The sequence below is a fragment of the Flavobacterium sp. P3_A6 genome (assembly GCF_056403035.1).
Genome location: NZ_JBFUGG010000001.1, coordinates 413,542 through 430,081, shown reverse-complemented (window position 1 = coordinate 430,081; position 16,540 = coordinate 413,542). Strand labels below are relative to the sequence as shown.

The following is a 16,540-nucleotide window of genomic DNA, read 5'->3' as shown; positions in this document are numbered from 1 at the left end:
TTATTATTTAAGTAATTGCAATTGCCCCAAATGGTATTGTAAATGCGATGTTCTTGTTATGATAATGTTTAATTTATTGCGATGTGGCTCCTTTGCAAAGTCTTCGGCAGAAACAGCGGTATGCTTATCAAACCATTCCTCAGGTTTCAAACGGTCAAATTTTTGTTTTAATACCTCACATTGCTTAGACCAAAAAGTTCTTAATTCACTTGCCGATTGAATTAGAGTTGTTGTTTTGTCAGGCGATTTTAAAAACGGATCATTTAATTCGGGATACAGTTTTTCACCCATATCTAATAGTATCAGCATATCATCGTGCACCGCAATAAGATGTCCCAATAGATAAATCCCTCTGTTTTTGCCTGGTGCAATTTCTTTTTGCAAAGTTTCGTCAGTCAAAGAATTAAGCAATGCATCACAACTTGCTATGGATGCATTCCATCTGTCGAATACCATTTTAATGATTGTCTCTGTTGTTGTCATTTTTTTTGATTTTTAATTGTTAAATTTAATATCGTGGTTTTATGTTTATTCATTTATTAGGTGTTTTTTGTGTCGTACAAATAAATCTGAACATCTTCATTGTTCGCTAAAATTTTTCTGTCAGCGGCACATTTTTGTCCAATTTCTGATCGAAAAGCGTTCATCATTACTTCAAGTGAATCAAAATATAAGTTGGCAATGCGATACGTTTCTGAATGTCCAGTAAGTGAAACAATCGAGTTGTCATTTATTTCATATTTTATTAGACCGGGTAATTGTTTTGCTAATGGAACATGTACCTCAAAATAATGTCGTTCAAAAAATTCTTTGTCCTTTGGTGTTTTGTAAATTACAGTCATTTTTGCCATATTAATTATTGTTTGAGTTTTTTAAATAATTTTTAAAAAAAAATTACACTGTAAAAATATTGTCTAATATTGACATTATTAGGGTGCGAAATAGACATTGCAAAGGGTGTTTTTGGACAAGTGTAATTATTATCTTTGCATAAAAAAAATGAAACATCTTACTATTATAGTTCCTAATGGAGAAAATAATCTTTCAAGCATTACAGGTGCCTATGAAATTTTTAAAAAAGCAAATTCTTTTGGTAAAGAAAACGGCAGAAAAGAATTATTTACTATTCAATTAGCTGGTATTTCTGAAAAAATAGATTTTAACGAGGGATTATTTACTGTAAAACCACACACTAACATATCAGCTATTACTAAAACAGACCTTATAATTATACCCTCATTAAATCATAACTATAAACTTGCACTACAAGGTAATGAATTGTTGTTAGAATGGCTTGAAAAGCAATACAAAAACGGAGCAGAAATCGCTACTATTTGCACCGGGGCATTTATGCTGGCAGCGTCAGGATTGCTAGATGGAAGAGATTGTTCTACACATTGGTCGGTAACTGAAAATTTTAGATTAATGTTTCCGAAAGTAAATTTGCAAATAGACAAATTAATTACCGATGAAAAAGGAATTTATACTAATGGTGGAGCATACTCATTTCTTAATCTGATGATTTATTTAATTGAAAAATATTATGACAGAAATACGGCCATTTATTGTTCAAAAGTGTTCCAGATAGAAATGGACAGGAATACACAGTCTGAATTTGCGATTTTCACAGGACAAAAAAAACACGATGATGAAATGGTGCAACAAGCACAAGCATACATAGAAAAGAATGTAGAAGAAAAAATATCCGTTGAAAAGTTATCCTCAAAGTTTAATATTGGCAGAAGAAATTTTGATAGAAGATTTATAAAAGCTACTGGAAATACTCCAATTGAATATTCCCAAAGGGTTAAAATAGAAACTGCAAAAAAAGCATTTGAAACAAACCGCAAAACAATTAATGAAGTAATGTATGAAGTTGGTTATGCCGATGTAAAAGCATTTCGAGAAGTGTTTAGGAAAATTACCGGAATGTCTCCGTTGGAATATAAAAGAAAATATTATAAGGATGCAGTTTTAAAAAACCTAATACTAGAATAAATCTGGTATTAGGTTTTTACTTTATTTACACTCTGTACATATATTTTAGCTATTCTGGTTGACTCTCAATATCTTTTGGCTTCCAAAATAGGTTTTGTAATGATTTATAGCCAAAGGTTTTCCTAAAAAACTTATAACAGAGTATTTCCATGCAACGAAAGATGAAGGCGTGTACTGTTATATGTTTGCATATCGATTTTCAAAGCAGTTTCAAGTTGCTCTTTATTAGGTAAAATTGATATAACCTAAAATCATCTTTGGATAATGATCCATTAAAAAGTGAACATACTGTTTTCTGCTATCAGTAGTTTTCAATATTGTAACATCGGCACACCAAATTTCATTGGGCTTATAAGTCATTAATGATGCCTATTTTCTTTTTCGCTGTAAATGCCTTAATTTACTATATCCTAAAAGTTTTAGTTGCTTTCAAAAGTTTAATCCATAAATTAAAGAATTTGAACCGAAAATAGATAAAAATAAGGGCTTTACCGACTTTTAATTTTTATTGTGACCTATTTGATAATGAAACCAAATTTGCAGCTGGAGCTATTGTCAATAATATAAAAAGAAAAAATCTTCCTTGTCTGAAAATGCTTTTTTCAAACAAGGAAGACTGTAAAATAAATGTTTTTTTATATCAAAAATTATCGTTCCAGTTTAACCTCAGGCAAAATTTTAGGACGTTCCGTTTCATTTGACAGCATCCAACCGGTACGGTAAATCCATTCTGTCATTTTATGTAATTTTACGTAATCAATATTTTCAGATTCATCCATTGGCGTATGGTATTGACTATGCAGAACACTAGTAAAAAAAACTGCTGGTATTCCTTTTCGAACGTAAGGAATATGATCTGAACGGAAGAAAAAATATTCTGGATGTTCTGGTTTGTCCCACAATTTATCTAATTCAAATTTTGGTCCTTCATCATTTGCTCTTTTTGCAATAGCTACCAAATCTGATGAGTTTTCGTGAGGTGCGCTTGAACCTAAAAGTGCAGCTTGATTGACATCATTTCTTCCTATCATATCACCATTTAAAACTGCAATAATATCTTTTTCGGGAACGGTAGGATGTGATGAGTACCAGCTTGAACCTAATAAACCACGCTCTTCTGAACCATGAAACACAAACAAAGCAGTTCTTTTTCCAGGCTGTTTTTTATATGCTCTTGCTATACCCAGCATCGCAGCACACATACTCGCATTATCATCTGCTCCGTTGTAAATTGAATCCTGACCGTATTTTTGTCTTACTCCATCATGATCCTGATGACCGCTAAATAAAACATATTCATATTTTAATTTTGCATCGGTACCTTCGATTTTTCCAACTACATTAACAGATGGGTATTTGTACGTTTCTGAAATAACTTCAGCCAATAAATGTTCTTTTGTATTTTTTAAAAACTCCAATTGATCATTATGTAACCAAAAAGCCGGCATTCTTGCCGGCACAGGTATTTTATCTCTATTACCTTCAATTCCATAAATGCCTCTTGTCATTTGAGGTTCGACTTGAGACCAGCTTTTTTCACCTAATTCATCTGCTACAATAATAAGTGCTGCAGCTCCTTTTGATGCTAAAAGTTCATAATATTTTTGCTTAAAAAGTCCTGGATAACGCCTGTCAAAGAGAGAAATCTCATCTGAAATCCCTTCTTTAGAGGCTAACATTACTACAGCTTTTCCTTTAACTTCTGCTTTTTCAACTGCATCTTTTGTAGTCTCTATAAATAATAATGGCGCTTCTACTCTACAGTTTGTAGTTTCGGCAATTAAAACTTCACTCCATAATTTATATTCTTTTTGTCCTATTTTGAATTTAGTATTGGAAGTAACCTGGTGTCGGTATAAATCAAAAAACTGAAAAAATGTTCCGTCATCTCCTACTGGTGACATACCTGCTTCTTTCGCTTTATTGGCTAACCACATTGACACTTTTAATTCGTCTAAAGTTCCTGCTTCTCGGCCGTTAAAATGATCACCAGCCATTTGATACAGATCTCTCTTAAGGTCTTTGACTGTAATTGCTGAAACCAAAGGTTTTTTGATTGTTTGCGAAAAAGCAACACTGCTAAAGGCAAAAAAAATTAGGATCAATTTATTTTTCATATATAAATATTAAAAGTTGTAATTAAAAAAAATGCTAGCGGAAAATAAGTATTAAAAGGGTATGATTAGGAAATTCAAATCTATAATTTTTTTACACATTATTCAAAAAAACTTTTATTGCTTATTTAATCACACTATTATTCTTAGCAAAATTAAAAGTTAACATGTAATTATTTAATTAAGCATTTAGTCTGCAAGGAAGATTTCTGTAAAACACAGGCTTATATTTTAATGATTTTATATTATAAAGCTTATTAAAATAAAAAATCCAACTCATCATAGTTGGATTTTTTAAAATTAAGATAAACACACTAATATATCTACTTAAATAATAATTGTGCGTACTTATATAAATCATGTCTCCAAACAGGCCAGCTGTGCCCTCCTGAATATTCACTGTATTTGTATTTAATTCCCATCTGATCGAACCTGCTCATCATTATTTTACAATTTTCAAAAGCAATGTCTTCCTTGCCTCCCATTGAAATCCAAAATTCTTTAATATTTGAATTAATAACTATGGTATTATTTTTCATAAACTCATATTGAGGTTCGGATAAATCTGGATTATTTGCCCACCATCCAGAGCTAAAAACACCTATACTGGAAAACATCTCTGAATTTTTAATGCCAGCATAAAGAGTCTGCATTCCTCCCATAGACAAACCGGCCAAAGCTCTATTTTTAGCATCTGCAGCAACTTTAAAATTACTTTCTACAAATGGTATTGCTCCATTTTTTAATTCATTTTCAAAAGCCTTCAATGCATTTTCATTAAAATCTGCAATTCCGCCAGTATTTCCCATATTGCCGTCCAGCATTGCAATCACCATTGGTTTTGCTTTATTTTCGGCTATTAAATTGTCCAAAATTAAATTAGCTTTGCCTTGTGCAGCCCAACCTCTCTGATCTTCACCTCCTCCGTGCAGCAGATATAACACCGGATATTTTTCGGTGGAATTATCATAGCCTGGCGGTGTGTAAACATACATTTCGCGCCAGGAATTAGTAGCTTTTGAAAAATATTTTTTCACGCTAATGTCACCATGCGGCACATTATTTAAAGCATAAAAATCTCCTTCTTTGTTTGGAATTTCAATACCACTGGCCATACGTCCCATGCCATAGAAAGTTTCACTTGCCGGATCAGCAACGGCTACACCGTCAATAAGCAATGAATAATAATTAAATCCTTTATTTATAACATCGGTAGTAACGTTCCAAGTTCCCTCATCGTCTTTTACCATGTCATACTTTTTACCTAAATCGATTTGAACCTTTGCGGCTTCTGGTGCTTTCACTTTAAAAACAACTCGATTATCTGGCAGTATTTGAGGATATTTAGCATTTCGGATATTAGTTTCTGCTGGATTTCCCAGAATGGTATATTTTGCAAAACCTGTCGGATCTACCGGCTTAAACAAAAACTGTGAGAACATATATAATCCGTTTTTCCATACCTTAAAATCATGAACTCCCGGTTCAATATAATAGATGTGAGGTACATCATTTTTATACAAATAATCGTGAGTGCGCTTACTATTATAGATAAGCCCATCATTATCGCCGCAGGAAATCCAAAGCAGTTTTAATTTCTTTTTTGCTTCTTCAGGATTAGGAACTAGTTCTTGTGGCATCTTAGTATTAGGTGCTGATGAAAATCCGCCTACCCAAGCAAATTTATCTAAATTCCCCAATCCAAAATTTAAAGACTGGCCTCCGCCCATAGACAAACCTGCAATAGCACGATGTTCTTGATCTTTGAGAGTTGTGTATTTTTTCTCGATAAAAGGAATCAGATCATTTAGCAAGTCTTTCTCAAAAACAGCAAAAGCCTGCACTTTATCGGAAGCCATTATATTGCCTGTGGCACTGTCATCTTTCATTGCCCGACCGTTTGGCATGACAACAATCATAGGCTCTACCTTGCCTTCGGAATAAAGATTATCTAATATCACTTGCGGACTGCCTCCATTTAACCATTCTTTTTCGTCACCGCCTATCCCGTGCAGTAAATATAAAACCGGGTATTTTTTATTTTTGCTAAAACCCGGCGGAGTATAAACAGTCATTTTTCTGGTAGCCCCAACAGTTTTAGAACTGTATTCTAAACTCTCGACTTTTCCGTTAGGAATTCCTGTTCGAACTTGGTCAAAGCCTTTCGGGCCTTCTTTTTCAATTTTTTGAGCCAATAAACTGCTGGTCATGATGACTAAAGCAATAATTGACAAGAAATTTTTTTTCATCTTAAATATATTTTTAGTTAATAGAATATTTATTTACCTGAATAATAAACTTGCATATTGATGTAAAGATCTTCTCCAGGTTAACCACTCATGAGCAGTACCTTGAGACTCATAAAACACATGCTTAATTCCCTGTTTATCCAACATTGCTCTAAAAGCACCGACAGAACTAGGAAAAGGATTTGGTTCTTTTGTTCCAAGTCCGAGCCATAAAACTTTAAGCTGTTTATTTATTGCTTTTGCATCATTAAATTTCCCTCCTAAAAATACAGCGGGATCAATTTCATCTGAACTTGGATAATTTGAAGTTCCGCTGAATCCTCCATAATAGGCAAACTTATCAAGATGATTCATTGCAATCCTCATGGTTTGGTTAGCTCCCATAGAAAGTCCAGCAATTGCTCTATGCTCCCGATCTGAAATGGTTCGAAACTTCGTATCAATCATTGGAATAATTTCATTCATCATTACCTCTTCAAAAACAGATTCCGGACGTTCCTTTTTTTCGACAGCCTCCTTACTTTGTGGTTTATAAGCATAACCGTTGTCCATTACAACAATCATTGGAACTGACTGCTTTGAAGCAATCAAATTATCTAAGATTAAATTTGCTTTACCTTGAGAAGACCAGCCCGTTTCGTCCTCAAAACTCCCATGCTGTAAGTAAAGAACGGGAAAACGGGTTTTGGTATTCTCATTATAATTGGCAGGAGTATATACAAAACAGCGTCTAAACGAATTGGTTAATTTTGAGAAATAAATATTTTCGCTAACTAAGCCGTGCGGTACATCTTTCAAAGCATAAAAGTCTTTATCTGAAGCTGGAATTTCTATGCCGCTTCCTGAGCGTCCTGCTCCATAAAAATATAAAGTTCCCGGATCTGGAACTGAAGCTCCGTCAATATTCAACTGATAATAATGAAATCCTTCGTCCTGCGGAGCCGATTCTCCTGTCCAAACGCCATTGTTATCCTTTACCATATCATATTTTACTCCGCCAATATCAAGCTGGACTTTACTGGCATTTACCGCCAGAATACTAGCACGCACTCGGCCTTGAGAATTAACCTGAGGAAACTGCTTTCCAAGCTGGTTTATGGATGAAGGTTTAAAATCTTCAATAATCCCTTTTACTTCCTGCCCCCAAGTTGAGCAACAATAGAAATTAGAAATTAAAAGGACGGCACTCATAAATCGTTTCATATATAGCTTCTAAAGTTTAATAAATTATTTATTTTGTTCACTCACTGCCAATTCGTTTACAGCATTCGTCAGAAAAACATACCAAGCTCCTCCATCAATAATGCACTCATTTTCTCCCCAAAAAAAAGGCCAGTCATCTTTATTTTCCAAGTAGTCAGGCTTAAGGAAAATTAGTCCTGGAACTACTCCGCCTGCAATAGTTGTAAAGTCAGCCCGATTGCCACCGTAAGCAACCTTTTTGGATTTATTTCCTACAGCGTTTACAAAAGACAGATTAGAATACGGATGGCAGCCAAAAATATAGTTAAGCCCTTGGTAAACATATTCTTTATCAATAATATCCGGATAAAATTTATGAATATAATAATTTGTACTAGCCCAATTAATCACTTGAGAAGTGCCTCCCCAGCCTCGTTTAACTAAAGGAACACCGTAAGGATTATCAGCATTATCTTTATCAATTTTTGCTTTATACTTAACTGCATAACCACGTAATTTTTCTTTATAATTATCATCCATAGATGGCAAAGCCAGCAGTGCTGAATTAATATTAAATTCCAGATTCTCATCCAATTGATTCCAGATTTTACTCAGGAAACCAGTTTTATACTGATCTTCTTTTGTGCTTATATACAACTGCAGCATCGCAATCATATCACTCCCTTTAGTCCATCTGGACATCGGACTATCATCAGGTTTTGCATTTTTTTCCGCTTCATTAGCTTCATTGAATAACTTTACGGCAATAGACAAACATTTAGCAGAAAGTGTGTCATTATAGCCTTTTAAAGCCCTGCTTGCTGAAGCTAATGCTCCTGCCGTTCTGTAATCAAGAAATGAACTCCGGTTTGTAAATGCCCATCGATCATCTAGTGTGCCACTAGAAACTCCATCAGACTCATATGGTTTAAGCAACGGATTATAAGGACGATTGTCCGTTTCGGTGGACGCGTCTCCCAAATGGTGGTACTGATGCAGGTTTGGCACAACTATTCCTCTTACAGGATGTCCAATATTTTCAACTTGCGCAACGAGATTCAAAACTCCATGCTCAATCTGCTGCAATAAATCAGGCTTGCCGTCAGGACGGTGAATATCCACATATTGCGTTTTTTGATCAATATATGTTTCATCTCTATTCACTTTGAATGCTTCCCACGATTCAACAAAACTATTGATTACGCTGACATGTGAAAAAGTCTGTATATCAAAATCACCCGCATCAAACCAGCCTCCCACCGCCATACCAGGAATACGTTCAAGAGGTTTGTACTTAGTATCCGTTGTAGAACCTTGTTCATATCCGTCAAAATGTTCATGATTCAGCGGTGCTTGGAGACAATCATCTAAAAATGGTTTTCCATGCCAAACTCGATACGCCTCGTTTACTTCCATGTGATCCATCTGAACAGGAAACCACACATCCATGGTAGGATACCATACTTTTGAATAAATATCATCGGCAATCTGAAAAGTGTTTGTTTTTTGCTTTCCATATTGGATATAATAAATCCCTTTTTCTTTAACTGAGCTAAAATCAACTTGAGCATAATTGTATCTTAGATATTTTCCCCACACCTTAACATCAGCTTTTAGTTTTTCGACAAATTTTCCATTCTCATCAAGCATAAAAATTGATGCGGCAACTAACGGTTTATCGTTTTTATCAAGTTCAATAACTGCATTTTTCTTTTGGTTTGGCATATAACCCACCTGAGAAAATCCTATCACTGGCTCTCTTATCCAATCTGGAATAGCATTGGGTTCGACATACCAGCTTAACACTTTACCCATTTTATTTACAGGAAAAATACTTCTGACAATAAACCATCCGTTCTGCCCCAGATTTCTTCCGTCAAAAAGCATAACATCCTGATCAGACTCAATTTTTATACGATGCTCTGGATTTTCAGGTGCAAGGATTATTTTTTTACCAGATTCTAATGGCAGAGTTACTATATATTCTTTTTTTCCGCGGTCATCAAATGTAGTATGTCCCGCAAACTGTGGAATCTTTTGAGCTGAAGACCTAATTTCGGTATTGCTGGCAGGATATCTTGGAAATGTTCCCGCCCTTCCGTCGACTAAATAATTACTTTCAAAATAAGAGGTTGGTATAAATTCTAAATTAAATCCTGCCTTTCCTTCCAGCTCCTTAGGAACAGGTTTGTCCAAAAAGACTGTGATAACAAAACCTTCCCCTTTAGGAGTAACAATGAGTCTGGAATCAAAATCAAATTCTTCATATCTTAACTTAACTTCGATAGTGTTATTTGGCCTGTCAACTTTTCGGCTTATCATTTTTGGAATTAAATCCCACTGTTCCGGCGTATTGTGGAGTCTGACTGCTCCGCCTGTTACTGTCCTGACACCATGATGGATGAATTCAATACCAGCCGTTTTTTCATCAAAAAACATCCCATTGTATTCATTATTAAAAACCAAAACATTTAGACCTTGAGTTTCAAAATACTCTTTTTCATTTAGCACTAATTTTTGAGCCAAAGCAACATTTGAAATACTGCAGAAACAAAGAAGCACCATTATTTTTTTCAAGAAAGTGCTATTGAATTTTAAATAAAAGGATAAAAACACGCTAAATTTATTCATGGCTTATTTTTAATTGGTTAAGCTATTTAGGCAGTTTCTGAGCTGTTTAATTTTGTCATACTTCCAAATTATTTTATGGTCAAATTCAAATTCAAACAGATACTATTCTACTTATTTTGCTAAATGGATTAGTTACTCGTTTTATTAAATCACTGCTCTTTGAATAATAGTGGTGCCAGTTCTTTCAAACTGCGTCGCCAAGTTTGAAATTCATGTCCGGTGCCTTCTGAAACATACGAAACAGCATTGAAGCCTGCATTTTTAAGTGCAGTAGCTGCATTTTTGACGCCATCGGGATTTTCTTTGCTTCCACAGCTTAAAAAGACAAGTTTTACTTTAGATTTATCTTTAATATCTTCTGGGCTGTAAAGTCCTCCGCTAAGAAGTGCATACTGAGAGAAAACGTCTGTTTTGTTAAGCGTAATCATGCGCGTCTCTATGCCTCCCATCGAAAGACCTGCCATGGCACGGTGAGACTGCTTAGCGATTGTGCGGAAATTAGCATCCACATAAGGAATTAATTCGTCAACCATAACAGTCTGAAAAGGAGTAATATCAAAATTTCTTAATCCGCCAAACTTAATTTCGTTTGTCATTCCATAAGTCATAACAATAATAAAAGGCTTAATTTTTCCTTCGGCTATAAGATTGTCCATAATCAAATTGGCATGGCCTTGATTGCTCCATGCAGTTTCATCTTCACCCCAACCGTGCTGTAAGTATAATACCGGATATCGTTTTGACTGCTCTTTTTCATAACCCGGAGGTGTATAAACAAATGCACGGCGTGATGTATTAGTACTTTTTGAAAAAAAAAGTATTTGCTGTACATCTCCGTGAGGTACTGCTTTTAATGTATAAAAATCTTGGTCGTGGGCAGGTATTTCAATACCGCTCTCCCAACGGACAGAACCATAAAAATTTAATGCTCCGGGATCGTTAAATGTTCCCCCGTCTACATTGACGTGATAATAATGGAAACCCTCATCCATAGGGCCTTGTGTAGTTCCAGTCCAAAAGCCATCTGCCGATTTCGTTAGTTTTGTCCCTCCTTTACCTCCTAATCCAAGACTTACCCTAACACTGTCTGCAGCGGGCGCCTCAATACGAAAGCGGGCATAACCTTGTGAGTTTACTTGTGGAAAATCTTTTCCGGGCTGATTGACTGAAGAAGGCTTAAAATCTTCAATAACTTTTGATGAAGCTGTCTGTGCCATCGCTATTGAACTAATTAAAGTCATTGATAACACCAAAACAATAGAATGCTGTTTCATAATTTTGTGATTTTTTATTGGTTAATAAATAATTATTTGCAATATGTTCTGAGCTTATTCTAATGCTCCAATATGAAATGAAATAGAATTTACTTTGCCCAAGCTTCTCCTTCTGGAGATCGTCGCCAAGAAAAATAGGAATCTAGAACCTCCAAGGATTTTGCACTTGGAACCGGACCTGTGTAAGCAGTGGTATTGAAGTACATTAACTTAGGATTTGAATCGCTAAAGGCTGGCCAATTAGGAATATCTTTTCCATTTGGGTCAGCATATTTCGCAAAGTTTGTCCAATAAGTTCCCATTAAATTTGAAATCTCTAAATCTGACTTGCTTGTTTGCGGATTTGATTTATCTAAATTTTCGAAAACATATGCCACTTCTTGACCATGATAAGAACCAAAACCATAATAAGGTGAATCTTTAGGGTGGTCTGGATGCTGATCAAAATAATAAAAAAACACTTTTGACTTTCCTGTCTTTGCTTGAAGTCTAGCCCAAGACCAAGTTTGCCAGCCAAAAGCCACATCCCTGGATAAATCACGAGCCGTTTTAGGAACTGAAGAATCACTGACAGGATAAGCTTTTAAAAGACTTTCAGCAAATCTACCGTAACGCGTTTCAACACTGCTAATAAATTCCTTTGGGTCTTTGGTTCTGGTAAAACTGGCTCCTTCATCTGAATTGTAACCAATAAGAATGGGAATATCATTATATTTGCCCACTTCATACAATTTGTATTGATCATCAGGAATTACCCATCCATCAATAATAGGCCATCCACGTCCTGCGGGCAATTTATCAGCCTCAATAGATCGCAGTTTTTCAATTGAAGTTACTCCAGCAGTTTTCATGTAATCTAATCCTTCATTTTCGGCAACTTTAAGTGTTTTCATATTTTCACCTGGATAAGTAGTAGCCCTTGAAGGTCCAAATGAACCTCCGCTCTGTGATATAGCCCCATTAAAAAGACCTTTAGCTAAAGGCGAAGCACATAACATGCTTACAGCAATCCCACCGGCTGATTCTCCAAAAATGGTTACTTTATTAGGGTCACCTCCAAATGCAGCAATATTCTCCTTTACCCACTGTAAACCCGAAATCATATCCAGTAATCCATAGTTTCCTGAAGTATTTTTTGAATTTTCAGCGCTTAATTCTGGATGTGCCATAAAACCTAACTGGCCTACACGATAAGCTATGCTTACCAATACAACACCTTTTTGGGCTAAATTTTTACCATTATAAGTTGCTTCAGAAGTTGCTCCTGCTCCAAATCCTCCACCATAAATCCATACTAATACTGGAACTTTTTCTTTTGCAGATTTAGCAGGTGTCCATACATTTAAGTACAGGCAATCTTCACTTTTCCCAGATGGAGGATTACCTCCTTGTATTGGACCAGGAGCAAATTTATTTGCTTGCAACACACCGTCCCATTTTTTTATAGGTTGAGGAGCACGCCATCTGAGATCTCCAATTGGCGGTTTTGCAAATGGAATACCTTTAAAAACTAACAAACCCTCCTCAGCAGTTCCTAATAACTTGCCTTGCTTTACTTGAACTTCTGTAGTAAGAGGTTCAAGGATTTTATTTGCAAAAGCAAAGCTTACTAATATGGCAACAGTAAAAAAAATATTTCTCATAAGTAATTATTTTTAATTAAAATCTACTTCTCTAATTATGTAAAAGCATGCTTAAGGGGTATTTAAACAAATCTAAATCTATGGCTTCGACCATTCTTCGATAACCTAAATTCATTTGGATACAGAAAATCTTTATCATGCATAGCTGATAGAATAGTTTTAGATCCAGACTCTGAAACCATTGCTTTATCAAAATCGATTATAGCATAAAAACTGCTATTATTTCTAATCCAAATATTTACAATATCTCTTGTTTCCTGCCATTATCAGTATTAACAATAATTTTTCAAGTGCTGCTTTTTAGATTAATCCTGTCTGTTTTTTTACTGAGGCTGAGCATCATTAGCAGCTGTTGCATATAATCCTACCAATGCACCCGTAAAACCTCCTGCAGCATTAGTTGAAAGAATATCTCCAGAAACTGGCCCTCCTAAGTTTTCAAAATCAATTCCATTTATCGAATAGCTGAATTCATAGCTGTCCCCTGTCGCTTTTACCTGCAGGCGAACTGGCTTTTTGACCTCAATTTTAGCGCTTGCAATAATTTTAGACTCCCCTTTTTCTGTTCTTTCCAGAAGGATGTAGGTATCGTTACCTTTTTTGGTAAGGCCAAAAACATAATTAAAACGTTCGTTTTGCAGACATGTAATACCTGCCAAATCTTTTTCGGAAGCCGGCTTGTAATCAACGGTTGTGGCAAAAGTGAAACTATTGTGCTGCTGTCTGCAAAAAAGCGTCGAAGTAGGCTTAACTTCTTTTATATTCACTGGAAACGGATTTATCTGCAGCCCCTTTTTAGTCACTGCAATAAAATTTTCGCGCGGTCCTCTTAACCCTATCCATCTGTAATCTAATTTATTGGAAGTGAAATTTTCTTCAAAAGTGAAATTGCCATTTGGAAAAAATCCATCCTTGCCTGTTTTGTTTTCTGCTCCGTTTGGCGTTTTCATTTTTGGCTCCATCGGAACTAATCCGTTTTCAAAAACTGGAAACGTTCCTGACCAGTCTACAGGAAGCATAAACGTTTCTCGTCCTGCATTTACTCTGTCTTTTTCATTAGGGCGTATTCCTAAAAACACTCCGTAGTACTTATTATCCGGCCCTAATACCAAATCGGCATGTCCTGCCCAATCCACTTTATCGGCTCTGTCTCTTGGGAAATGTCTTTGGGTAAGGATTGGATTATTTGATGATGGCTTAAAAGGCCCTTTGGGGCTCTCGCTAACAAAAATAACTTCGCTATGATTGCCGCCAGTACCACCTTCGGCGCACATTAAATAATAATGGCCGTCTTTTTTATACAAATGAGGCGCTTCAATCCAAATAGGTCTTTTAGAAAGATCTACTCCTCCGTCAACTATAATTTTATCAGTGCCCGGAATTACTTTATCAGTGGCAGCGTCATATTCCCAAACTTTAATTACGCGGTGTCCGTTATAAAGCTCTTTCCCCTTATCTGGAGCATCATTGTGAACGATGTACCCTTTACCGTTATCGTCAAAGAAAATACAGGGATCGATTCCTCCAAAATCTAATTTAATTGGGCTTCCCCACCCTTTCATTGGGTCTTTGGTTTTTACTATAATATTTCCAAGACCTCCTGAAAATGCTGTTACGATCATATAAAAAGTATCATTATGCGGATTGTAAGTAATCCCTGGAGCATAAACTCCTGCACTAATACCTGTATCATGCGGATTGAATTCGTTAACATTGTTCAATACCCCGCCTAAATCTGTCCAGTTCACTAAATCCTTAGAATGAAAAATAGGCACTCCGGGAAACATAGCAAATGAAGAGCAAACCATATAGTAATCATCTCCTTTTCTGGCAATAGCCGGATCCGGATAACAGCCCTGTAAAATCGGGTTATAAAACTCACCGGCTTTCAATGGATTTCTTTTATATATCTGATCATCTCCCTGATAAACAACCTTGGAGAACACAGGCGGATTTTTTGCCAGTTTTTCTTTGGGCTTATCTTTATCGCCTATCCCTGTAAAGGAAAACAAGCCCATTATTAATGATGAAAACAAAGCTATCTGTATCTTTTTCATTTCTTCTATTTATTATTGATTTTATTATAATTACTGTTCAAATTTTATCCAATCACTCCATGAGCCTCTGCCATAATCATTTTTGCTATTTTCTAAATTTAGTTTATTGTTGTCCCCCAGTATTTCATGAGCATAATTAATAAGTTTCCAATTGACTAAGTCGGTGGATTTACACTCAGATTCACATGCATTCGGGTACTGCACACATAGTATTATGCATCGCTAACCATAACAACATAAAAATCAATAATATAAAGCTAAACAATTGAATTTTTGGCTGACTTTTTTTGAGAAAAAGTGCCGTTTGCATAATTAAAATTAGACAGGTAAAATGAAAATAATTCTATTTCTCATAGTATAAATTTGGACTAAAATGTATATTTTACTTTATTTTGGCCACGCCTTCAGTAGTTTGCTTTATTTTTTGAATGGTACCATCCTCGTTATAATACATATAATCTACACAGATTGAGCGTCTGTAACTGCCCCCCGTTGGCAAACTCCCATTATGGTAAAAAAAGTATGATTTGCCTTTATAATCCACAATGCCGGGATGTGTAGTAAAACTGTTAGATACATTTTCCTGAATAATACCTTGATATACCCATGGTCCTGTTGGATTTGTGGCTGTACAATATTCAATCATTTCTGGTTTTGTACCTGCACTAGCATATACTAAATAATAAAGTCCTTTTCTTTTATATACCCAAGGTCCTTCGATATAATTTTTGGGCTTAAAAGTGCTGATTGGACCGTCCATTTCAATCATGTTCTTTTTTAATTTTACCCATTTACAGCTTCCATTACCCCAGAACATGTAAGCTTGTCCATCATCATCCACAAATACAGTAGGATCGATATCATCCCAAGCGTGAGGTAAATCTTTAGTCATTTCATTAACTACAAGAGCTTTGCCAATAGCATCCTTAAAAGGTCCGGTTGGTTGGTCTGAAACCGCAACGCCTATAGCAGCACCGCCACCGCTAACCTCATCTTTTTTATGAAATGTAGAAACAAACCAATAAAATTTGCCATTTCTTTCGATACATTGCGCTGCATAGGCATCACCAGTAGCCCATGAAAAGGTACTGGGCGAAAGTGGTGCTCCGTGATCTTTCCAAGCTGCCATATCAGTTGTAGAAAACACATGCCAGTCAGACATTTTATAATTAGTATCTGTTTCGGTGGCAACATCATGTCCTGTATATAAATACAATGTGCCTTTATGCACGATAGGTGCTGGATCGGCAGTAAAGAGATTCTTAATGATAGGGTTTTGTGCTGTAATTTTAATCATTGACAAACAACAAAATGCCAATAGAATCTTAGGGTTAAATTTCATATTAATCGTTTTTATGTTAGTTATTATTATTGGATAATAGTATTAATCTG

At 35.5% G+C, this 16,540-nt stretch carries 11 protein-coding genes; 1 reads left to right on the top strand and 10 read right to left on the bottom strand.

All coding sequences use genetic code 11. From position 1 onward, the window contains the following. Window positions 1–3 precede the first annotated feature (3 nt). Both AC1DVP_RS01755 and AC1DVP_RS01750 read right to left on the bottom strand, forming a co-directional pair. Window positions 4–483, bottom strand: a complete 480-nt coding sequence (locus AC1DVP_RS01755; RefSeq protein ID WP_477181836.1) for a DinB family protein — start codon at window positions 481–483, stop codon at window positions 4–6. Window positions 484–539: 56 nt separating this feature from the next. Further along, window positions 540–851, bottom strand: a complete 312-nt coding sequence (locus AC1DVP_RS01750; protein WP_477181835.1) for an EthD family reductase — start codon at window positions 849–851, stop codon at window positions 540–542. Window positions 852–999: 148 nt separating this feature from the next. On the opposite strand from AC1DVP_RS01750, the gene AC1DVP_RS01745 reads away from it, so the two are divergent. After that, window positions 1,000–1,998 (top strand): GlxA family transcriptional regulator, encoded by a 999-nt coding sequence (locus AC1DVP_RS01745; protein WP_477181834.1) that lies wholly within the window; start codon window positions 1,000–1,002, stop codon window positions 1,996–1,998. Between the two features lie 647 nt (window positions 1,999–2,645). On the opposite strand, the gene AC1DVP_RS01740 is transcribed toward AC1DVP_RS01745, so the two are convergent. The 8 genes from AC1DVP_RS01740 to AC1DVP_RS01705 all read right to left on the bottom strand — a co-directional run bounded on the left by AC1DVP_RS01740 (window position 2,646) and on the right by AC1DVP_RS01705 (window position 16,490). Next, on the bottom strand, window positions 2,646–4,115 hold the full coding sequence (locus AC1DVP_RS01740) for a M28 family peptidase (RefSeq protein WP_477181833.1): 1,470 nt from the start codon (window positions 4,113–4,115) through the stop codon (window positions 2,646–2,648). Window positions 4,116–4,435: 320 nt separating this feature from the next. After that, window positions 4,436–6,361 (bottom strand): alpha/beta hydrolase-fold protein, encoded by a 1,926-nt coding sequence (locus AC1DVP_RS01735; RefSeq protein ID WP_477181832.1) that lies wholly within the window; start codon window positions 6,359–6,361, stop codon window positions 4,436–4,438. A 33-nt stretch (window positions 6,362–6,394) separates the two neighbouring features. Then, window positions 6,395–7,564: an alpha/beta hydrolase-fold protein gene (locus AC1DVP_RS01730; RefSeq protein WP_477181831.1), complete on the bottom strand. Its 1,170-nt coding sequence runs from the start codon at window positions 7,562–7,564 to the stop codon at window positions 6,395–6,397. A 24-nt stretch (window positions 7,565–7,588) separates the two neighbouring features. After that, complete coding sequence (locus AC1DVP_RS01725; protein ID WP_477181830.1) at window positions 7,589–10,174, bottom strand: glycoside hydrolase family 9 protein; 2,586 nt, start codon at window positions 10,172–10,174, stop codon at window positions 7,589–7,591. A gap of 149 nt (window positions 10,175–10,323) precedes the next feature. Then, a complete protein-coding gene (locus AC1DVP_RS01720) occupies window positions 10,324–11,448 on the bottom strand; it encodes an alpha/beta hydrolase-fold protein (RefSeq protein WP_477181829.1) in 1,125 nt (374 codons plus the stop codon). An 89-nt stretch (window positions 11,449–11,537) separates the two neighbouring features. Next, entirely contained in the window at window positions 11,538–13,091 is a 1,554-nt protein-coding gene (locus tag AC1DVP_RS01715) for a carboxylesterase/lipase family protein (protein WP_477181828.1), read from the bottom strand. A 323-nt stretch (window positions 13,092–13,414) separates the two neighbouring features. Continuing rightward, window positions 13,415–15,148, bottom strand: coding sequence for a glycoside hydrolase family 43 protein (locus tag AC1DVP_RS01710; protein WP_477181827.1), 1,734 nt, complete (start codon window positions 15,146–15,148; stop codon window positions 13,415–13,417). Window positions 15,149–15,530: 382 nt separating this feature from the next. Further along, window positions 15,531–16,490, bottom strand: a complete 960-nt coding sequence (locus AC1DVP_RS01705; protein WP_477181826.1) for a glycoside hydrolase family 43 protein — start codon at window positions 16,488–16,490, stop codon at window positions 15,531–15,533. Window positions 16,491–16,540 lie beyond the last annotated feature (50 nt).

Bases quoted from the DNA above. Each gene is read 5' to 3' on its own strand.
- AC1DVP_RS01725 (WP_477181830.1), bottom strand. From the start codon at position 10,174: ATGAATAAATTTAGCGTGTTTTTATCCTTTTATTTAAAATTCAATAGC.
- AC1DVP_RS01705 (WP_477181826.1), bottom strand. From the start codon at position 16,490: ATGAAATTTAACCCTAAGATTCTATTGGCATTTTGTTGTTTGTCAATG.
- AC1DVP_RS01755 (WP_477181836.1), bottom strand. From the start codon at position 483: ATGACAACAACAGAGACAATCATTAAAATGGTATTCGACAGATGGAAT.
- AC1DVP_RS01750 (WP_477181835.1), bottom strand. From the start codon at position 851: ATGGCAAAAATGACTGTAATTTACAAAACACCAAAGGACAAAGAATTT.
- AC1DVP_RS01745 (WP_477181834.1), top strand. From the start codon at position 1,000: ATGAAACATCTTACTATTATAGTTCCTAATGGAGAAAATAATCTTTCA.
- AC1DVP_RS01720 (WP_477181829.1), bottom strand. From the start codon at position 11,448: ATGAAACAGCATTCTATTGTTTTGGTGTTATCAATGACTTTAATTAGT.
- AC1DVP_RS01735 (WP_477181832.1), bottom strand. From the start codon at position 6,361: ATGAAAAAAAATTTCTTGTCAATTATTGCTTTAGTCATCATGACCAGC.
- AC1DVP_RS01740 (WP_477181833.1), bottom strand. From the start codon at position 4,115: ATGAAAAATAAATTGATCCTAATTTTTTTTGCCTTTAGCAGTGTTGCT.
- AC1DVP_RS01715 (WP_477181828.1), bottom strand. From the start codon at position 13,091: ATGAGAAATATTTTTTTTACTGTTGCCATATTAGTAAGCTTTGCTTTT.
- AC1DVP_RS01730 (WP_477181831.1), bottom strand. From the start codon at position 7,564: ATGAAACGATTTATGAGTGCCGTCCTTTTAATTTCTAATTTCTATTGT.
- AC1DVP_RS01710 (WP_477181827.1), bottom strand. From the start codon at position 15,148: ATGAAAAAGATACAGATAGCTTTGTTTTCATCATTAATAATGGGCTTG.